Raw genomic sequence first — 17,973 nt, forward strand, 5'->3', positions numbered from 1 at the left:
TTTACCGGACGGAAATCGATCCGTATCGTAGCGTAAACATCAGAACCGTGTGCTTCCGAGATCCCCCTCACGCCCGGGTGTCCGTGGGCCGCCCGGGCGTGGCCTCATGGAAGGGCGTGCAGGTGCATCAATCCGCTGTGCCGATCCGGCCGCGATCCGCGTTCCGGCTCGTCGTACTCGCCACCGTCCTGCTCAGCATCGCCGCACTGGTCGCCACCTCGCTCGGCGTACCGTCCGAGGCGACCGGGCGGCACCGGCCGTTCCCGCTCGACCTGCAACGGGCCGGCATCCCGCAGCTCCGCGAGGCGCTGGCCGCCCGGCGGATCACCTCCGAGGAACTCGTCCAGGCATACCTGGAGCGGATCCGGACGCTGAACACCAACGGCCCGGGCCTGAACGCCGTCCGGGTGGTCACCCGGGACGCGGTCGCGCAGGCGAAGCAGGCCGACCAGGAGCGCCGCAAGGGCGGGGCGAAGGGGCCGATGCACGGCATCCCGGTGCTGATCAAGGACAACATCGACCTGTCCGGGCTGCCCACCACCGCCGGGGCGATGGCGCTGGAGAAGTCGTACCCGGCGAAGGACGCCTTCCTGGTCACCCGGCTGAAGGCGGCCGGGGCGATCATCCTGGGCAAGACCAACCTGACCGAGTTCGCCAACTTCACCACCAATGGGATGCCGTCCGGCTACAGCGGACTCGGCGGCCAGGTGCTCAACCCGTACGACGTCAGCCAGACCCCGAGCGGGTCCAGTTCGGGTTCCGGCTCGGCCGCGGCGGCGGCGCTGGCCACCGTCACCATCGGTACCGAGACCTCCGGCTCGATCCTCAGCCCGTCGGCGGCGAACTCGCTGGTCGGGGTGAAGCCGACGGTGGGTCTGGTCAGCCGGACCGGGGTGGTGCCGATCGCCGCCAGCCAGGACACCGCCGGCCCGATGACCCGGACCGTCTACGACGCCGCCGCGCTGCTCAGCGCGCTGACCGGGATCGACCCGGAGGACCCGGCCACGGAGACCAGTTCGGGAGTGGTCGGCACCGACTACACCCGGACGCTCTCGACGACCGCGTTGCAGGGCAAGCGGATCGGGGTCGCCAGCAGCCCGACCGGCAACCAGGGGGTGCTGTTCAGCGAGGCGCTGGACGTGCTGCGCGCCCAGGGCGCCACGGTCGTGCCGGTGACGGTCACCACCGGCGGCCTGCCGCCGAGCATCCTGAGCTACGAGTTCAAGCGGGACCTGAACGCCTACCTGGCCCGGCTGCCCCGCAGTGCGCCGATGGACACCCTCGACGACGTGGTGAAGTGGAACCTGGCGCACGTCGACGAGGGCACGATCAAGTTCGGCCAGACCCAGCTCGTCGCCTCGAACGAGGTCGACCTGGCCGATCCGGTGGCGAAGGCGGCGTACGAGACGAACCGGGACACCGGGATCGCCGGGGCGCGGGAGCGGATCGACTCGGTGCTGGCCGCCGAGAACCTTGACGCGATCGTCTTCGTCGGCAGCGGGTCGGCCGGGATCGGCGCCCGGGCCCAGTACCCGTCGGTCGCGGTCCCGATCGGGTACGACCCGGCGAACGGCCGCCCGGTCGGGATGTCCTTCCTGGGTACCGCCTACACCGAGGCCCAACTGCTGGCCCTGGCGTACGACTACGAGCAGGCGTCCCGGAAGTGGCGCCCGCCGTCGCAGGTGAACCCGTCGCTGTTTCGCTGCGCCGACTTCGGCGACCGCGACCGGAGCTGCGCGCCCTGACGTCCAGTCGGGCTGAAGGACAAGACCGTGACGTCAGGGCGTTCGGGCTGGTGTGGAACGCGGTCTGACCTGGGATGACGAAACCCCCGGACCCGGGAATCCCCGGGCCGGGGGCAATTCGTCGTTCGGTGGCCGGCTGCGGGCGGTCCGGTGGCCGGTTCGTCGGTACCGCCGCGCCGGAGGTGCGGGCCGGGGTCAGGCGTGCGTCTTGGCCAGGCTGACGAACGCCTGCCAGGTGGCCGGGCCGAAGGTCAGCGTTCCGCCGTCCCGGTCCTTGGTGTCCCGGACCAGCACCCGGCCCGGAAGGTTGTCGGCCACCTCGACGCAGTTTGAACTGCCGCCGGAACGCGTGGACTTCCGCCAGGCCGGGGCGTCACTTGTGGTCATTGAGTAGCTCCAGAAGTAGGTCTCTGCTCTGGTCGGCCGCCATTGCCAAGCCGTTGATCGACTCCCAGGATAGCTCCAGCTCGCCCACATCGCGCGCTGAGGTCGCTACCTTGCCCTGTAACTGGTCATCAAGGTAGGAGATCCGCCTGCCGTCTCTCAGGGTCGCCAGCGAGAACGGACCGCCCAGGCCGGCGTGCAGCCCGCCGACGGCATCCGGGAGCACGCGCACCGTGACGGATGGTCTGTCGCCGATGTCGGCCAGGTATCCGAGCTGATCTTTCATGACCTCGCGCGGACCTCGCCGGAGTGCGAATTCCGTGACGATGCAGGAAATCGTCACCGGCGGGTTTTGATCCAGAACGGCCGCCTGCCGGGCTGCCCGGTCCGCGACGAGATCCTCCACCCTCCCCGCGTTCGCCGGAACTCCCGCGAACATTTCTCGCATGTACGGCTCACGCTGTAGCGGACACGGGATCAACAGCGGCCCCCAGGACCGCAACAACAGTGCGCGCCGCTCGTGCTCGACCCATGGGCGCAGCCACGGGCGCAGGTCTTCGTGTGCGGTCTTTGCCAGTTCCTGGATTTCGCGGCCGGTGCCGAACACATCGTCAAGGCGCTGCGCCGTGCCTTCCTGCGGAATCAGCTTTCCTGACTCGAAGTACTGCACCGAGGACTTCGACACGCCGATTGCGGCGGCAAGCCTGTCTTGAGACAGCTTCCGCTGCGTGCGCAGCTCCCGGATGCGGGCCGGCAGCGATGCCGATTGGTCATTCATGGTTATCACCCCGGGTGGTCGGTGGATGTTGTCGCCATCATTGGGCGGTCGTCCTGTTCATCTTCCGTTACCGCGCACTCACGGTCCAGGGTGGAGGGCAGACGGAGGAGCCATTACCGCGGCCCGCTTCATCATGCCGGGGGCGTGGTCCGCAGGATCCGCCCCGATGGTGGGTCGTTTTCCGTCAACGGGGGGCGGTTGCTCGTAGCGGACACGGGCACCGCCCCCTTTCTGTTGTCGAACGGAACGGAGGGCAAAGAATGAGACAGGTACGTGGAAGCAGACTTCGCCATCGTCGGGTCTGGTGGCGTTTCTGGCGGTATTGCTGGTGTGGACACCGATGGATCTGCCCCGACTCGGCCCGGCGGGTGCCGGTGTCGTACTCGCCGAGGCCGCACCCATTGACGGGCGTCGAGTTTCGCCGGGCGGTCCGGACTGCCACGGTTGACGCCAGGATCGCCCGGGAAGCACGGGCCGGGCACGAGGACGCGCCGCCAGCTCCGCCCCCGCCACCCCCGCAGCCGAGAGAGCCACAGCGCCCGTGGATCGATTACCCCGACTCCCGCAACGCGGGCCGGTATGCCGGGTGGAACGGGCCGACCCGGGCGCATCTGGCCAACGGCCGGGCGGGCGGCCTGACTCCTGCCCAGCAGCACCGAGCCCGGCACGCCGAGCGGGTGTAGACCGTGATCGGGCCGTGGGTGCGATGGGAACGGCACACTGCTCGACGGCGGGCGCGTGAGCGCCATACCCTCGGGCAGCACGTCCCTACGGAGACGTACGCCTGCCGCGAGTGCGAACACGACTGGCCCTGTGCGCCGGCCCGCCTGTCACTGCTGGTCGGCTTCGACGGCAACCGGGTGGGACTGATGATGTATCTCGCCGCGCACCTCGCCCGCGCCCTGGAGGCGCTGCCCGACCGGCACCCGGCGCTGATCGTCGGGCAGATCATCTACTGGGTGCCCCGGCGTCGTTAGCGCCGGTTCGGCCGGTACGACGATTCGTCGGCCCGGCGACTGGGTAGCAGCACCATGACAGCCAAGCATCCCCCCACGAGGAGCGTGTCATGGGTATCGGCACCAGCATCTTCCTGATCGCGCTCGGTGCGATCCTCACCTTCGCACTGAACGTCAGCGTCGGCGGCCTGGACCTGGACGTGGTCGGCTGGATCCTGATGGCGGCCGGCGTACTGGGTCTGATCATGACCACGGTGATCTGGAACAACCGGCGCCGTTCGGTGGTGACCACCACCGATCCGACCGAGTACCGCCACGCCACCACCACGGAGCCGACCGAGTACCGCCGGGTCGAGGAGCGGCGCGACGTGCTGCCGCCCCGGTGACCGACGGCCCGGCGCCGTCGCGGAAGCCGGTGGTCGCGCCCGGGTCCGAGGTGACCTGCCCACCCTGGTCGGCCGCGAGGTCGACGGAGAGGCGTGACACGAGTGCGAACGGCAGCGGGCCGGCTGGGGTGCGGTTTCGGTGGCTGGGGGCACCGGGCGCACACCACACCCCAGCCGGCTACTCGGATAGCGCCGCCGGCCCGGTACGTGTCACAGCGCCGGGCGTAGCCTCGTCCGTCCGGGCCCGGGTCACTGACCGTCGGCGGCCCTGGCGGCCGTTACGACGGGAGCGCCGGTGCGCGATCTCGCGGGCGACGGCCGACCGGCCACCGGCCGGGCGCCCGATCGCGCCGGGGGCGGCTGACCGCGCCAGCTACGGATCAGCAGCGCGAGCCGTTTCGGGCGGTCCCGGTCGTTCACCACCCAACAGATGGCACCCACCGCCATCGCGCTGACCGCGAAGAGCGCGAGCAGCACCGGCCAGTCCACCAGCGACAGGCCGGTGACGAGCCCGCCGCCCGCCGCGACCGCGCCCGCCCGGCGTAGCGGCACGGCTACTCCGTCTCGACCCGCGGCTGCCGCAGCGCGCGCCGGAGCGCGAACATCGACAGCAGCAGGCGGGTGGCGTAACCGAGCTGGTGCAGGCCGCTCAGCCTGCTCAGTTCGGCCCGGAACTCCTCCTGGTAGCGGGGGCGTTCCGGGGCGGGCAGGACCTGCACGACGAGGCCGATCAGCCGCATCGCGGCGGCGCCGGTCCGGGCGGCGATCCGGCGGCGGACCCCGCCGGGTAACGCCGGGGAAGGCGGAATCCGCGCGGCCACGGCAGCGGCTGCCGCCGGCCGCGCGGCCCGGACGGCCACGTTGCCGAGGCGCCATCCCCGCAGGTAGTTGCTGGTGTTCCGGGCGATGGCCGAGGCTTCCCGGACGGCCGGGACGAGGGGCTGGTCCGCCCATGGCGCATAGGGGCCGGGGTCGAGGCCCGGCACCCGGCGCGGCAGCGGCCAGTCCGACGTCGCGCGGTGCGGCTGCGGGCCGGTCCGGGGCCCGTCGGCCGCGCGCAGGCCGGCCAGGACCCGCAGCACCACCTCGTCGGCGGTGTCGGCGTGCCGCAGGGCGTTGCTGACCGTAATCTCGTACGCCTCCGTCGGCTGCTCCTGCCCGGTCACGACTGCCCTCCGGCGAGTCCGGGCCGGAGGGCGCCGGGCTTGGCCACCCGCGCGTCCGCCCGGGCCAGTGCCCGGTGAGCCTGGACGGCCCCGTCCGAGGTGAGGGAGTAATACCGGCGGCGCGGGCGACCGGCCTCGCGCGGGTCCAGATCCTCCCAGCGGGATCGCAGCCAGCCGAGACTCTCCAGCCGGGCCAGGATGGGATGGATGGTGCCGCTGGCCAGCCCGGCGGCGGCGCAGAGTTCCAGGCCGTAGAACTCGCGCGACGGGTGCTCCAGCAGGGTACGCAGCACCGCCCGGGTGGGCAGCGTCATCCGGGGGGTGGGCATGCTCGTACTCTACCAAGCCCTAGCTAGAGTTCAACCTAGTGCTTGCCCGGGTACGCCCACCCGGCGCCACCGTCACCTCGCCGTTACCTGATCCTGGTTGAGTGCCGGAGATGACGATCGGTGGCCAGCGAGCCTCCCGAGGTGGGGGCCCGGTCCACCGGTTCTACAGCGTGGCGGTCTTCGTGGTGCTCGCCTCGCTGGACAACGTCGCGATCGGGCTGGTGCCACCGCTCTACGGCTCCATCGCCCCGGCGCTCGACGTCCCTGTCGGCGCGATCGGCGCGGTCACCGCGACGAGTTTCCTGGTCAGCGCGGTGGCCGCGGTCGGCTGGGCGTACGTCGGGGACCGGGCCAACCGCAAGCCGCTGCTCATGGTCGGCACGCTGCTCTGGGCCGCCGGGACGGCCGGCAGCGCCGTCGCCCCGACCTACCTGGCGTTCTTCGGCGCGCAACTGCTGGCCGCGATCGGGCTCGGCGCGGTGGGTTCGGTCGGCTTCTCCGTGGTCACCGACCTGGTCAGTCCGCGCCGCCGGGGCGTGGTACTGAGCTTCTGGGGACTCTCCCAGGGCATTGGCACCCTGGCCGGCACCCTGGTCGGCGGCGTGCTCGGCGCGCAGGACTGGCGGCGCCCGTTCCTGCTGCTCAGCGTCGCCGGCCTGGTGGCGACCGTGGCCTACCTGCTCACCTACGACATCCGACGCGGCCAGAGCGAGCCGGAGCTGACCGGTGCGCTGGCGGTCGGCGCGGACTACGACTACCGGATCAGCCGGGCCGACCTGCCCGGAATCCTGCGCCGCCGGACGAACCGGTGGCTGGTGTTGCAGGGACTCACCGCGCAGGTGGCCTTCGGCTCGCTGGTCTGGCTGCCGGCGCTGTTCCGGGAGCGGGCCGAGGCCCAGGGGTACTCGTCGGCCACCGCGACCGTGGTGGGCAGCATCTTCGCCGTACTCTTCCAGCTCGGCGGGGTGCTCTCCATCGTCGGTGGGCTGGTCGGCGACGCCGTGCAACGGCGTACCCCTCGGGGCCGGGCGATGGTCGCGGCGATCGGAGTGCTGGCCGCGGTGCCGTTCTACGCGGTGCTCTTCTTCGTGCCGATCCGGATCGACGTGCCGGACGGCGCCGGTGCCGGTGCGGTGGCCGCGGCCGTGCTCGGCAGCGTACTCACCGAGCCGACGGTCGGGCTCAGCCTGCTCACCGCCCTGTTCGCGCTCGGCCTCACCTCGGCCAACTCGCCGAACTGGTTCGCGCTGATCGCCGACGTCAACCCGCCGGAACACCGGGGTACGGTCTACAGCCTCGGCAACCTGGTCAACGGGGTGGGTCGGGCGGCCGGCAACGGGCTGATCGGGGTGGCCGCCTCGGCGCTGCGCGCGGCGTTCCCGCCACCGCTGAACTTCGCCGTCGGGCTCGCCGCCTTCCAACTCTTCTTCCTGCCCACCGGGATCATGTACTGGCTCGCCTCGCGCAGCGCCCCCGAGGACATCCGCCGGGTGCACGAGCTGCTCACCGTACGGGCCGAAGAGGTGGCCCCGGACGGCGCCGGGCCGGCCGGGCATCCCCGCCCGGCCGGCCCGATCCGCTGACTACCGGTTGCACTCGCCGTAGTAGAAGCCGAGCGGATGCCGGGCTGTCCCACTGGAGCGTGCAGTCGGTCTTGTACGGCCAGTCGTTCAGTCCCCGGTGGATGGAGCACGCGTCCCGCCGGCCAGGGCGGTGGTCAGGGCGAGCCGGCGCAGTCGGGTGATCATGTGATTCCCCCCAGGTCCCACGGGTGTGTCGACCGCTCCAGTAGACCTGCACCGGCTGTCAGACCGCTTTCACCGCCCGGTCGCCGCCGGCCCGCTATCGCGTACCGGCTCCTCGGCGACCCGGATCCAGACCGTGACGTCGGTCGGCACCCGGCCGTCGGCGTCGAGCGGACCGCTGGCGTGCACCAACTCGGCACCGGCCGGCAGCTCGACCGGGTCGGCGCCGAAGTTGGTCAGCACCCGCAGCTCGCCGTTGCGGAAGTAGAGCACGTCGTCCGGGCTGGTCAGCCAGTACACCGTGCCGGAGCCGAGCCGCAGTTCCCGGCGCAGCCGCAGGCTGGTCCGGTACAGCTCGTACGTCGAGCCGACCACCCCGCGCTGCCGGTCCAGGGCGTACTCGGCCCAGAGCGGAGGCTGCGGCAACCAGCTCGCGTCCCCCGGTCCGAAGCCGTACGCCGGGGCGTCCGCCTCCCACGGGATGGGCACCCGGCAGCCGTCCCGGCCCCGCTCGGCGTGCCCGCTCCGCTCCCAGGTCGGGTCCTGCCGGGCCTCGTCCGGCAGCGTGGTGTGCTCCGGCAGCCCCAGCTCCTCGCCCTGATAAAGGTAGGCCGAGCCGGGCAGCGAGAGCATCAGCAGGGTGGCCGCCCGGGCCCGGCGCAACCCGACGACGGCGTCCGGCTGCGGGTCGTCGACGCCGATCCCCCGGGGCCGGGGCGTGCCGACCGGCAGCCCGAGCCGGCTGGCGTGCCGCAGCACGTCGTGGTTGGAGAGCACCCAGGTGGTGGGGGCGCCGACCGCCTCGTTGGCGGCCAGCGAACGGGTGATCACCGCGTACTGGATCGGGGCGGTCCAGGCCGCCTCCAGGTATTCGAAGTTGAACGCCTGGTGCATCTCGTCCGGCCGGACGTACGCGGCCAGCCGCTCCGCCGACTGCACCCACGCCTCGGCGACCAGGATCCGCTCGCCCGGACACCCGTCCAGCACCCGGCGCCACTCCCGGTAGATCGCGTGCACCCCGTCCTGGTCCCACATCGGCGGGCGCGGCCCCTCGGTGCCCTCGCCGGTGACCGGCTCCACCGGCGGATGCGCGGCGGCCAGGTCGAGCTGCTTGACCAGCCCGTGTGCCACGTCCACCCGGAACCCGTCCACGCCCCGGTCCAGCCAGTACCGCAGGATGTCGAGGAACTCGGCGCGCACCTCGGGGAGGTCCCAGTTGAGGTCGGGCTGGCCGCGGTCGAAGAGATGCAGATACCACTGCCCGGGGCTGCCGTCCGGTTCGGTCACCCGGGTCCAGGCCGGGCCGCCGAAGACGCTCTGCCAGTCGTTCGGCGGTTCGGTACCGCCGGGGCCGCGACCGTCCCGAAAGATGTAACGCTGCCGCTGAGGGCTGCCCGGCTCGGCGGCCAGCGCGGCGGTGAACCACGGATGCGCCGAGGAGGTGTGGTTGGGCACCAGGTCGACGATGAACCGCAGGCCACGGGCGTGGGTCTCGGCGATCAGCCGATCGAGGTCCGCCAGGGTGCCGAAGAGCGGGTCCACCCCACGGTAGTCGGCCACGTCGTAGCCGGCGTCGGCCTGCGGAGACGGATAGAACGGCGACAGCCACACCGCGTCCACGTCCAACTCGACGAGGTGGTCCAGCCGGGCCGTTATCCCGGGCAGGTCGCCGACACCGTCGCCGTCGGAGTCGGCGAAGGAGCGCGGATAGATCTGGTAGATGACCGCGTCCCGCCACCACGGCCCGGCCTGGGTCGGCCCGTCGCCCGGGGCCGGCTCGGCGGTGGCGGAGGACATCGTCTCGGTGCTGTTCAGGGTGCTCTCCCATCGGTCACGACGCGCGGGCGGGCCCGGCGTACGGATCCGGTCGGTCGAGGTCCAGTCTTCCGGACGATCGAGGCCCCGTCCTGCCGAGGATCGCGACCCTGTTCCCCTCCCGGGGATCGAGGTCCAGTCCTGCCGAGTCTTCCTGCGGGATCGAGGTTCAGTTCTCCCGAGCCGGACCGGTCGAACCGCGTACGACGAGTCGGGCGGGCAGGATCACCGGGTCCGGCTCCTCCCCGGTCCGTGCCCGGCCGGCCAGCGGGCCCAGCAGCGTACCGGCGGCGAGCCGGCCCTGTTCGGCCGCGGGCTGGGCCACGGTGGTCAGGCCGAACGCGCCGGCCAGGTCGTGGTCGTCGATGCCGATCACACTGACCTGCTGCGGCACCCGTACTCCGGCCATCCGCAGCGCGATCAGCACACCCATCGCCAGCTCGTCACCGTTCGCGAAGATCGCCGTGGGCAGCTCGCCCTGCGCGATCAGCCGTTCGATGGCCGCCCGGCCCCCCTCGGCGTCCGCCCGGACCTCGATGTCGAGCCGGGGATCAGGGCTGATGCCGGCGGCTCCGAGCGCCTCCCGGTAGCCGCGATGCCGCTCCAGATGGGCGGGATGCCCGAACTCCTCGTCCGGGTCGCCCCAGACGCAGGCGATCCGCCGGTGCCCGAGGTGCAGCAGGTGCTCGGTGGCGGTCCGGCCGGCCGCCTGGTCGTCGATCCGGATGCTCGGCCAGCCCGGCACCACCGTGCCGGAGCTGACCGTGACGCCCGGCAGGGCCAGGCTGGCGATCGTGGCCAGGTCGTCGGCGCGCATCGGCGTCGCCACCAGCATCACCGCGTCGACCCGCTTGGGCAGGTTGGACTTGTGCAGCAGGCGCGTCCGGGCGTGCTCCCGGCCGCCGATGTTGTAGAGCAGCAGGTCGTACCCGGCGGCGTGCAGGACCTCCTCGGCGGCCTCCACCACGGCACCGACGAACCAGGGGGTGATCCGGGGGACGATCACGGCGACGGTGCCGGTCTTGCCGCCGGCCAGCCGGGAGGCGCTGGGCGACACGGTGTAGTCGAGCTGCTCGGCGGCAAGCAGTACCCGGATCCGGGTCGTCTCGGAGACCGTCGGCAACCCACGCAGCGCCCGGGAGACGGTGGCGGTGGAGACCCCCGCCAACCGGGCCACGTCGTCGATGGTGGTCACAGTGCCATCCTGATCCGGCCGCACCGCCGGTCACGGCTGCCGGGCCCGGATCCCGGCCGCCGGGCGGTCCGCCCGCCCGACAGCCGTCAACCCGCGACGGCCGGTCAACCCTTGACGCCGCCGGCGAGCAGGCCACGCACGAAGTAGCGCTGGAGGGACAGGAACACGATCAGCGGTACGACGATGGAGATGAACGCGCCCGAGGTGAGCCGCTGCCACTCGTTGGCCCGGGTACCGGCCAACTCGGCCAGACGTACGGTCAGCGGTGCCGTCTCGCTCCCGCCACCGGCGAAGATCAGCGCCACCAGCAGGTCGTTCCAGACCCAGAGGAACTGGAAGATGCCGAACGCGGCCAGCGCCGGCACGATCAGCGGCAGTACGACGGAACGGAAGATCTTCGGATGGCTGGCGCCGTCCACCCGGGCCGCCTCCATCAGCTCCTTCGGTAGCTGCGAGATGAAGTTGTGCAGCAGGAAGACGGCGACCGGCAACGCGAAGCAGGTGTGCGCGAACCAGACCTGGACGAACTTCTCCTCGTCGTCGAGGTTCCACGCCGGCATCAGCTCGACGCCGCCCAGGCTGACCCCCTCGGAGAAGAAGCTGAGCAGCGGTACGAGTGCCATCTGCAACGGCACGATCTGCAAGGCGAAGACGGCGATGTAGACCCAGTCCCGCCCCTTGAAGTTGATCCAGGCCAGCGCGTACGCGGCCAGCGCGGCGAAGGCCAGCGGGAAGAGCACCGACGGGACCGTGATCACCAGCGAGTTGACGAAGTAGCCGGCGAGCTGCCCGGAGGAGGCCGAGCGGCCGAAGAGCACCTCCTGGTAGTTCTCCAGCGTGAACTGCGGGTTGGTGAACGCGGTCCACCAGCCGGTGGTCTTGATCTCGTCCTCCGGCCGGAACGACGAGACGAACAGGCCGAAGGTGGGCACCGTCCAGAGCACCGCGATCAGGATCGACGCGCCGGTGGCGACCGGGCTGTTGAGCCGGCGGCGTACCCGGCCGGCCCGGGTGACCGGCGGGGCGGCCACGGACTGCGTGCCGGCCAGCGCGGGAGGCGTGGTGGTGGTCATCTCAAACCTCCCGCTGCTTACGCAGGTTGCGGACCTGGTAGATCACGATCGGGATCACCAGGATGAAGAGGAAGACGGCCAGCGCCGAGCCCTGGCCGGTCTGGCCGAACCGGAACGCCTGGTTGTACATCTCGTTGGCGATCACGCCGGTGTCGAAGTTGCCGTTGGTGGTGGTCCGGACGATGTCGAAGACCTTGAGCGTGGCGATCGAGACCGTGACCACCACGACGATCAGGGCCGGCCGGATGCTCGGCATGGTTATCTGCCAGAACATCTGCCAGGGGTTCACCCCGTCCAGCCGGGCCGCCTCGACGACGTCGGCCGGGATCGCCTTGATCGCGGCCGAGAGCACCACCATGGCGAAGCCGGCCTGGATCCAGATCATGATCACGATCAGCAGCAGGGTGTTCAGCGGGGGGTTGTTGAGCCACTGCTGCGGCTCGCCGCCGAGCATCACCCAGACCTGGTTGAGCAGGCCGATCTGGTCGTACTCCCCGGAGCGGTAGGCGTAGACGAACTTCCAGATGATGCTGGCGCCGACGAACGAGATCGCCATCGGCATGAAGATCAGTGCCTTGGCCGCCGCCTCGAACCGGGCCCGGTCGACCAGGACGGCGTAGACCAGCCCGATGGCGGTGGCCACCAGCGGCACCAGGACCACCCAGATCAGGGTGTTGGTGAGGATGCCGAGGATCTCGTCCTGGGCGAACATCCACCGGTAGTTGGCCAGCCCGACCCAGTTGTCGCTGCCACCGTCCATGAAGGACAGGATGGTGGTCCGGACGGCCGGTACGACCAGGCCGATCGCGAGCAGTGCCAGGGTGGGCAGCAGGAAGAAGAGCGCGAGCGCGCCCTCCGGGCGGTTCGCCACCGACCGGCGGCGCGGCCGGGGGCCGGCGGCGACCGCCGGGCCCTGTGCCGAGGCCGCGACCAGGGCCGCCTCGCGGCGCCGGGCGAACCAGTTGGGTACGACGTCGAGCAGCACGAGCAGTCCGCCGACCACGACCGCGAAGGCGATCAGGCCGTAGAGCAGCATGAGCAGCTTTGGTGCCTCGTCGGCGAAATCCATCAGCGCCTCCAACGCCAAGACGTTCGGGAAGCCGAACGGTCCGGCCCGCAGTGGCGCGGGCCGGACCGTCGGGGTGTCACTTCGGCCAGGAGCCTTCGACGAAGTCGAGGGTGCTCTTGGTGTCCTTGCCGTTGACCCAGTCGATCATGCCCTTCCAGAGGGTGCCGGAGCCGACCGCGGCGGGCATCAGGTCCGAGCCGTCGAACCGGAAGACCGCGCTCTTGTCGAGCAGGACCTCCATCGAGAGCTTGTCGACCGCCTGCTCGACCTTGCTGACGTCGAGCTTGTTGTTCGGCGTGATCCAGTTGCCCAGTCCGGCCCGCGAGTTGGCGTACTCGCCGGTCATCAGGTATTGCCGGACGGCCTGCACCGCCGGGCCGTCGGTGAAGGCGACGGTGAACTCGCCGCCGCCGAGCACCGGCTTGCCCTTGGCCGGGTCGACCGCCGGGAAGTAGAAGGCGTAGATGTCGCCGTCCGGGGCGATCTTGGTGCCCTCCGGCAGGTAGTTGGCGTAGAAGTTCGCCTGCCGGTGCATCGAGCACTGGCCCTGGAGGATCGGCAGGCCGCCCTCCTGGAACGGGGTGGTGGTCAGGCTCTTCACGTCACCGTAGCCGCCGTTGACGTACTTCGGGTTCTTCAGGACCTGACCAGCCTGGTCGACGGCCTGGAGCACCCGGGGGTCGTTGAACGGGATGCCGTGGGTGGTCCACTGGTCGTAGACCTCCGGCGTCTGCGTACGCAGCATCAGGTCCTCGATCCAGTCGGTCGCCGGCCATCCGGTGGCGTCGCCCGACTCCAGCCCGACGCACCAGGGCTTCTGGTTCGTCGCCGCGATCTTGTCGCTGAGTTCCATCAACTGCTGCCAGGTGGTGGGCACCTGGTAGCCCTTATCGGCGAATGCCTTCGGCGAGTACCAGACGAAGGACTTCACGTTGGCGCCGAGCGGCGTGCCGTAGAGCTGCCCGCCGACGGTGGCGTACTTCAGCCAGTCGGCCGGGTAGTTCGTCTCGGCCAGGGTCTTCTGCTCCGCCGTCATCGGCTTGAGCTTGTTGGCCTGGGCGAACCGGGCGAGCAGCCCGGGCTGCGGGATGAAGGCCAGGTCGGGCGGGTTGCCGCCGTCGACCTGGACCTGGAGCTGGGCCTCGAACTCACCGCTGCCGTCGTAGTCGATCTCGATGCCGGTGCAGTCCTCGAACTGCTTCCACGACTGCCGCAGCAGGTCGGCCTCGGCGTCCCGGATCGACGCGTAGATGGAAACGCTCTCGCCGTCGTGACCCTGGTAGGCCGAGTACGGTGTGCACTCCGCCGAGTCGGGGTCGAGCCCGCTCTCACTGTCGCCGGAACAGGCGGTGGCGCCGAGTGCCAGGGCCAACACACTGGCGATCGCGAAGGCCTGGCGTGGTCTGGACTGGACCGCCATGCCGTCCTCCTTTCGTGCCGGCGTCCGGTTGCCTGTGGCTTCCGAGCCGGCCTGTGGGCGTCACCACATGTAAGCGCTTGCAGCCAAGGTCGTCCAGACCCGCTGAGCCACGAGGCCGTAACGATTCGGAAACCCGGCCGCTACTGCCGGGCCGACCGGACGCCGCCGGCTACTCGGACGCCGGGGCCGCCGGTACGGCTTCGGGCTCGTCGAGGATCGCGGCGAAGCGCTGCTCGGCCAGGTCGAGCTGGCCGAGGATGTGTGCCCGCGCCTCCGCGGAAAGCGGAGTGTCCGGCCGGGTGACCAGGTCACGGAAGAGCGGCACCAGGGGCCGGTATTTCCGGGCCGAGCGGTGCACCTTGTCGCCGGTGGTGTGGATGACCCCCACACCGTTGTCGGTGAAGTCGGACACCTTGATCACCCGGGCCCAGGGTTCCCGGTCCAGGCTCACCGCCAGGTGCGCGCGATACTGCTCGTTCCGGTCACGGTCGGGGTCGTACTCCGGGTTGGTGACCGCCGCGATCAGCCGGGCGACCCGGGGGTTGAACCGCCGGGCCGCCTCGGCCAGCGCCGCCTCGGTGGCCGCCGGCCCGGTCGTCCCGGCGGGCAGGCCGGCGAGTTCCGCCGGGTGGTCCTCCACCGCGTCGTGCAGCAGCGCCGCCACGATCACGTCGACGTCGGTCACCGAGTAGTAGCAGATGATCCGGATGGCCACCCGGAGCAGGTGGTTGAGGTAGGGCTCGCGTACCCGGCGGTCGTTGCGGTGCAGCGTGCCGGCGAGGTCCAGCGCCGCCGCCAGCCGGGTCTGCTCCGCCGGGGTGAAGCGCTCGGCCTCCAGCCGGAACCGGTCCCGCAGGCCGGCTTCGCCGTAGACCTCGGTCACGGCGTGCAGCGGCATGCTCTTCAGGTACGTCGGCGAGGCCATGTCGTCCAGGTATACCGGATCGGCCCCGCCGGCGGGTCCTCCCGGGCCCGGTTCCGCTCTTCCACTGGCTGAAGTTTCCTGCCACGATCAATTCATACATGGAAAACTTTCGCCATGGGAGGTCATCGTGCGCTTCCGCCTGTCCGCTTCCGTCGGTGCCGGCCTGCTGCTGGCCGCCGCGGTGCTGGTGCCGGCCTCGCCGGCCGCCGCCGCACCCACCTTCAAGGTCCCGTTCCCCTGCGGCCAGTCCTGGTCCGGGCAGACCCGCACCAACCACAGCCCGGCGTACGCCGTCGACTTCAACCGCACCGACGACCAGGGCGACCCGGTGGTGGCCAGCGCCCCCGGCACCGTCGACGTCGTCGCCGACCTCGGCGGCAGCAGCTACGGGAAGTACGTCCGGATCAACCACGGCAGCGGGTACACGACCTACTACGCCCACCTGAACAGCTTCAACACGGCCGTCGGGCGGACCGTCGGCTACGGCACCGTCATCGGGTACGTCGGCACCACCGGTGGCTCCACCGGCCCGCACCTGCACTACGAGCAGCGGCAGGGCGGCTCCGACATCCAGGTGCGGTTCAACGGCACGCTGGCGCTCTACTGGGGCACCCGCACCTACACCAGCGACAACGCCTGCTCCGGCGGCGGCGCCGGATCCGGCACGGTGAACACCGCGGGCAGCCCGCTGACCGTCCGGTCCGGCCCCGGCACCGGCTACTCCTCGGTCGGCACGGTCGCCGACGGGGCGGGGGTCACCATCTACTGCCAGACCACCGGCACGACGGTGACCGGCACCTACGGCACGAGCAACATCTGGGACCGGATCGGGACCGGCCGGTTCATCTCCGACGCGTACGTCCTCACCGGTTACGACGGCTTCATCCCCGGCGTACCACGCTGTTGAGCGCCGGCCGCCGGTAGGCCGGCGAAGACGAATCGCCGGTAGGCCGACGAAGACAGATCGCCGGGACGCCGGGCCCGGGTCATCCAGGGGGAGAGACGGAGACCCGGGCGCGGCGCCCTGGCTTGCCTGTCGGGGGTTCTTCGGTACGGACAGGGATTCTTCAGCGATGCAGGGCCGGCGCTGCGGCAACGTCGGCCTCGCGTCAGTTGAAGAGGCTTACACCGCCGGGGCCGACGAGCAGTCCGACGATGATCAGCACGACGCCCCAGAGGATCTGCCGCCGGAACAGTGCCAGCACACCGGCGACCACCAGTACAACCGCGAGGATCCAGAGCAAGAATTCCATGGCTCAGGGACTACCCCCGGCACTGATCGCGGAAACCTTGCCCGCGGTGGCTCCGGCAAAGGGCGGGTGCAGGTGGAACACGCTGTACGCCTGCTTGATCACCGGGTGCGCGACGTTGCGGACCCGTACCCCGCCCGGGGTGGTTCCCCGCTCGCTGCCGGCGTGCGCGTGGCCGTGCAGCGCCAGCTCGGTCGGCGCCGAGTCGATGGCCTGACCGAGCAGGTACGAGCCGAGGAACGGATAGATCTCCGGCGGCTCCCCGGCCAGGGTGTCGGGCACCGGGGAGTAGTGGGTCAGCGCCACCCGTAGGTCGCAGTCCATCTCGCGCAACGCCTCGCCGAGCTGCTCGGCGATGTCGCTGGTGGTCCGGACGAAGGCCTTCATCTCCGGTTCGCCGAACTCGCTGGCGCACCGGCCGGCGAAGCCGCCGCCGAAGCCCTTCGCGCCGGCGATGCCGAGCCGCGTCCCGGAACACTCCAGCACCACGTTGGTGCCCTCCAGCACCAGGATGCCGGCGTCCTCCAGCACCCGGATCACCGCCGGTACCTCGTCGCAGTGGTGGTCGTGGTTGCCGAGCACCGCGACCACCGGTACGCCGAGGTTGCCGAACTCGGTCGCCACGCAACGGGCCTCGGACTCGGTGCCGTGCCTGGTCAGGTCACCGGCCAGCAGCAGGACGTCGGCGCGGTCCGGCAACTGTTCCAGGGCCGGCCGGAACCGCCCGACCACGTCCTGGTCCAGGTGCACGTCGCCGACCGCCGCGATCCGGATCACCATGTCGTCGCCTCCCTCACCGCAGCTCCTCCACCTCGGTCGGCGCCTGGGTACGGATCAGTCCGATGTCGACCGTCACCGGCACCTCGGGGAAGTGCTCCAGCACCAGGCGGAGGATCTCCTCGCGGCGCTGCGCGCTCTCCACCTCGCCGCAGAGCACCACCGAATGGTCCCGGCGGGTCACCGTGATGCCCTGTTCGGCGATCTCGGTGCATTCGGTGAGCAGGCGCTGGATAGCCGCCTCCAGATAGTCGTCGGGCGGCTCGGTGCCCGCCGTGCCGCGCTGGTTCATGTCGCCACCTCGCTCCGCTCGTCAATGCCGGTCATTCCCTTCTCCTCCCCGGCCGGGGAGGAGTAGCGCTTCTGCTCGCCGGCCGGGTAGCGCTTTTCCTCGCCGGCCGGGGAGTAGGGCACCACGTCCAGCCGGTCCAGCAGCACCAGGAAGGCCTCGGCGTACGGGGAGTGCGCCGTCTCCTTGCGTACCCGGTCCCAGTCGATCTGTTCCCGGAGCGAGCGGGCCAGCGGCAGCCCACGGGCGAAGTCGCAGTAGTGCTGCGAGAAGCTGAGCAGCTTGTGCACCATCAGATGGGTGGCCGACAGTACCGGCATGTGGATGGCGTCGACCGGGCGTACCACGGTGTCCCGGAAGGTCTCGTCGGTGACCGGGGTCTCGATCGGCCGGTGTATCAGGTCGACCATCCGGTCGTTGTCCCAGACCTTGACCAGCCAGTCCTCCGGGGGGCGCTCGGCGGTGAAGCCGGCCTCGACGAGCGCCTCCAGGGCGCGCTCGGTGTCCTGCTCGCGGATGAGGAAGTCGACGTCGTGGTCGCTGGAGTGGCCGCCGTGCGCGTACACCGCGAAGCTGCCACCCAGCGCGAAGGGGATCTCGGACTGCTTCAGGACGGCGGCGACCCGCTTGAGCGTGGCAAGGAGGGTCTCGTCGCCGTTGTGATCCATCGG

At 70.9% G+C, this 17,973-nt stretch carries 19 protein-coding genes and 1 pseudogene; 5 read left to right on the forward strand and 15 right to left on the reverse strand.

Features of this window, described 5'->3' with window-relative positions:
* Positions 1-122: 122 nt before the first annotated feature.
* Entirely contained in the window at positions 123-1,745 is a 1,623-nt protein-coding gene (locus tag R6Y94_RS06565) for an amidase family protein (RefSeq protein WP_318394864.1), read from the forward strand.
* Positions 1,746-1,940: 195 nt separating this feature from the next.
* Here the strand turns inward: R6Y94_RS06565 and R6Y94_RS06570 are convergent, their stop codons facing one another.
* Both R6Y94_RS06570 and R6Y94_RS06575 read right to left on the reverse strand, forming a co-directional pair.
* Positions 1,941-2,132 (reverse strand): DUF397 domain-containing protein, encoded by a 192-nt coding sequence (locus R6Y94_RS06570; protein WP_318394865.1) that lies wholly within the window; start codon positions 2,130-2,132, stop codon positions 1,941-1,943.
* The gene (locus R6Y94_RS06575; RefSeq protein WP_318394866.1) at positions 2,119-2,907 is read right to left on the reverse strand and encodes a helix-turn-helix transcriptional regulator; all 789 of its coding nucleotides are present in this window, start codon (positions 2,905-2,907) and stop codon (positions 2,119-2,121) included. Before R6Y94_RS06575 ends, R6Y94_RS06570 begins: the two co-directional genes overlap by 14 nt.
* A 686-nt stretch (positions 2,908-3,593) precedes the next feature.
* Here R6Y94_RS06575 and R6Y94_RS06580 point away from each other — a divergent pair.
* Together R6Y94_RS06580 and R6Y94_RS06585 are read left to right on the forward strand one after the other, a co-directional pair.
* A complete protein-coding gene (locus R6Y94_RS06580) occupies positions 3,594-3,884 on the forward strand; it encodes a hypothetical protein (RefSeq protein ID WP_318394867.1) in 291 nt (96 codons plus the stop codon).
* Positions 3,885-3,973: 89 nt separating this feature from the next.
* Positions 3,974-4,249 carry a DUF6458 family protein gene (locus R6Y94_RS06585; protein WP_318394868.1) on the forward strand — a complete coding sequence of 92 codons (276 nt, stop codon included), beginning with the start codon at positions 3,974-3,976 and terminating at the stop codon, positions 4,247-4,249.
* A gap of 249 nt (positions 4,250-4,498) precedes the next feature.
* Here the strand turns inward: R6Y94_RS06585 and R6Y94_RS06590 are convergent, their stop codons facing one another.
* From R6Y94_RS06590 to R6Y94_RS06600, 3 genes are read right to left on the reverse strand one after another with little or no spacing between them, the layout of a single operon-like run.
* The gene (locus R6Y94_RS06590; protein ID WP_318394869.1) at positions 4,499-4,801 is read right to left on the reverse strand and encodes a hypothetical protein; all 303 of its coding nucleotides are present in this window, start codon (positions 4,799-4,801) and stop codon (positions 4,499-4,501) included.
* A 2-nt stretch (positions 4,802-4,803) separates the two neighbouring features.
* A complete protein-coding gene (locus tag R6Y94_RS06595) occupies positions 4,804-5,415 on the reverse strand; it encodes a hypothetical protein (RefSeq protein ID WP_318394870.1) in 612 nt (203 codons plus the stop codon).
* The gene (locus tag R6Y94_RS06600; RefSeq protein WP_318394871.1) at positions 5,412-5,744 is read right to left on the reverse strand and encodes a PadR family transcriptional regulator; all 333 of its coding nucleotides are present in this window, start codon (positions 5,742-5,744) and stop codon (positions 5,412-5,414) included. Before R6Y94_RS06600 ends, R6Y94_RS06595 begins: the two co-directional genes overlap by 4 nt.
* 110 nt (positions 5,745-5,854) lie before the next feature.
* Here R6Y94_RS06600 and R6Y94_RS06605 point away from each other — a divergent pair, with 110 nt between their 5' ends.
* Positions 5,855-7,327 (forward strand): MFS transporter, encoded by a 1,473-nt coding sequence (locus R6Y94_RS06605; RefSeq protein ID WP_318394872.1) that lies wholly within the window; start codon positions 5,855-5,857, stop codon positions 7,325-7,327.
* A 234-nt stretch (positions 7,328-7,561) separates the two neighbouring features.
* Here R6Y94_RS06605 and R6Y94_RS06610 read toward each other — a convergent pair whose 3' ends face one another.
* The 6 genes from R6Y94_RS06610 to R6Y94_RS06635 form a co-directional block, all read right to left on the reverse strand.
* The gene (locus tag R6Y94_RS06610; RefSeq protein ID WP_318394873.1) at positions 7,562-9,286 is read right to left on the reverse strand and encodes a glycoside hydrolase family 13 protein; all 1,725 of its coding nucleotides are present in this window, start codon (positions 9,284-9,286) and stop codon (positions 7,562-7,564) included.
* A 187-nt stretch (positions 9,287-9,473) separates the two neighbouring features.
* Positions 9,474-10,499, reverse strand: a complete 1,026-nt coding sequence (locus tag R6Y94_RS06615; protein WP_318394874.1) for a LacI family DNA-binding transcriptional regulator — start codon at positions 10,497-10,499, stop codon at positions 9,474-9,476.
* Between the two features lie 104 nt (positions 10,500-10,603).
* Positions 10,604-11,572, reverse strand: coding sequence for a carbohydrate ABC transporter permease (locus R6Y94_RS06620; protein WP_318394875.1), 969 nt, complete (start codon positions 11,570-11,572; stop codon positions 10,604-10,606).
* Position 11,573: 1 nt separating this feature from the next.
* A complete protein-coding gene (locus R6Y94_RS06625) occupies positions 11,574-12,641 on the reverse strand; it encodes a sugar ABC transporter permease (RefSeq protein ID WP_318394876.1) in 1,068 nt (355 codons plus the stop codon).
* 76 nt (positions 12,642-12,717) lie between these two features.
* On the reverse strand, positions 12,718-14,061 hold the full coding sequence (locus tag R6Y94_RS06630) for an ABC transporter substrate-binding protein (RefSeq protein WP_318394877.1): 1,344 nt from the start codon (positions 14,059-14,061) through the stop codon (positions 12,718-12,720).
* Positions 14,062-14,230: 169 nt separating this feature from the next.
* Positions 14,231-14,986 carry an HD domain-containing protein gene (locus R6Y94_RS06635; RefSeq protein ID WP_318394878.1) on the reverse strand — a complete coding sequence of 252 codons (756 nt, stop codon included), beginning with the start codon at positions 14,984-14,986 and terminating at the stop codon, positions 14,231-14,233.
* Between the two features lie 127 nt (positions 14,987-15,113).
* Between R6Y94_RS06635 and R6Y94_RS06640 the strand changes: the two genes are divergently transcribed.
* Complete coding sequence (locus R6Y94_RS06640; protein ID WP_318394879.1) at positions 15,114-15,893, forward strand: peptidoglycan DD-metalloendopeptidase family protein; 780 nt, start codon at positions 15,114-15,116, stop codon at positions 15,891-15,893.
* Positions 15,894-16,095: 202 nt separating this feature from the next.
* Here the strand turns inward: R6Y94_RS06640 and R6Y94_RS06645 are convergent, their stop codons facing one another.
* From R6Y94_RS06645 to R6Y94_RS06660, 4 genes and pseudogenes are all read right to left on the reverse strand, one after another.
* Positions 16,096-16,239 carry a GPGG-motif small membrane protein gene (locus tag R6Y94_RS06645; RefSeq protein ID WP_318394880.1) on the reverse strand — a complete coding sequence of 48 codons (144 nt, stop codon included), beginning with the start codon at positions 16,237-16,239 and terminating at the stop codon, positions 16,096-16,098.
* Positions 16,240-16,242: 3 nt separating this feature from the next.
* A complete protein-coding gene (locus tag R6Y94_RS06650) occupies positions 16,243-17,016 on the reverse strand; it encodes a metallophosphoesterase family protein (protein ID WP_318394881.1) in 774 nt (257 codons plus the stop codon).
* A 13-nt stretch (positions 17,017-17,029) separates the two neighbouring features.
* Positions 17,030-17,305 (reverse strand): hypothetical protein, encoded by a 276-nt coding sequence (locus R6Y94_RS06655; RefSeq protein WP_318394882.1) that lies wholly within the window; start codon positions 17,303-17,305, stop codon positions 17,030-17,032.
* A gap of 83 nt (positions 17,306-17,388) precedes the next feature.
* Positions 17,389-17,970: pseudogene (locus R6Y94_RS06660) on the reverse strand (nucleotidyltransferase); the annotation flags it as partial.
* Positions 17,971-17,973 lie beyond the last annotated feature (3 nt).

This window comes from Plantactinospora sp. KLBMP9567 (assembly GCF_033446045.1).
Taxonomy (GTDB): Bacteria; Actinomycetota; Actinomycetes; order Mycobacteriales; family Micromonosporaceae; genus Plantactinospora.

Bases quoted from the DNA above. Each gene is read 5' to 3' on its own strand.
- R6Y94_RS06570 (WP_318394865.1), bottom strand. From the start codon at position 2,132: ATGACCACAAGTGACGCCCCGGCCTGGCGGAAGTCCACGCGTTCCGGC.
- R6Y94_RS06575 (WP_318394866.1), bottom strand. From the start codon at position 2,907: ATGAATGACCAATCGGCATCGCTGCCGGCCCGCATCCGGGAGCTGCGC.
- R6Y94_RS06585 (WP_318394868.1), top strand. From the start codon at position 3,974: ATGGGTATCGGCACCAGCATCTTCCTGATCGCGCTCGGTGCGATCCTC.
- R6Y94_RS06600 (WP_318394871.1), bottom strand. From the start codon at position 5,744: ATGCCCACCCCCCGGATGACGCTGCCCACCCGGGCGGTGCTGCGTACC.
- R6Y94_RS06605 (WP_318394872.1), top strand. From the start codon at position 5,855: ATGACGATCGGTGGCCAGCGAGCCTCCCGAGGTGGGGGCCCGGTCCAC.
- R6Y94_RS06610 (WP_318394873.1), bottom strand. From the start codon at position 9,286: ATGTCCTCCGCCACCGCCGAGCCGGCCCCGGGCGACGGGCCGACCCAG.
- R6Y94_RS06620 (WP_318394875.1), bottom strand. From the start codon at position 11,572: ATGACCACCACCACGCCTCCCGCGCTGGCCGGCACGCAGTCCGTGGCC.
- R6Y94_RS06625 (WP_318394876.1), bottom strand. From the start codon at position 12,641: ATGGATTTCGCCGACGAGGCACCAAAGCTGCTCATGCTGCTCTACGGC.
- R6Y94_RS06630 (WP_318394877.1), bottom strand. From the start codon at position 14,061: ATGGCGGTCCAGTCCAGACCACGCCAGGCCTTCGCGATCGCCAGTGTG.
- R6Y94_RS06635 (WP_318394878.1), bottom strand. From the start codon at position 14,986: ATGGCCTCGCCGACGTACCTGAAGAGCATGCCGCTGCACGCCGTGACC.
- R6Y94_RS06645 (WP_318394880.1), bottom strand. From the start codon at position 16,239: ATGGAATTCTTGCTCTGGATCCTCGCGGTTGTACTGGTGGTCGCCGGT.
- R6Y94_RS06650 (WP_318394881.1), bottom strand. From the start codon at position 17,016: ATGGTGATCCGGATCGCGGCGGTCGGCGACGTGCACCTGGACCAGGAC.
- R6Y94_RS06655 (WP_318394882.1), bottom strand. From the start codon at position 17,305: ATGAACCAGCGCGGCACGGCGGGCACCGAGCCGCCCGACGACTATCTG.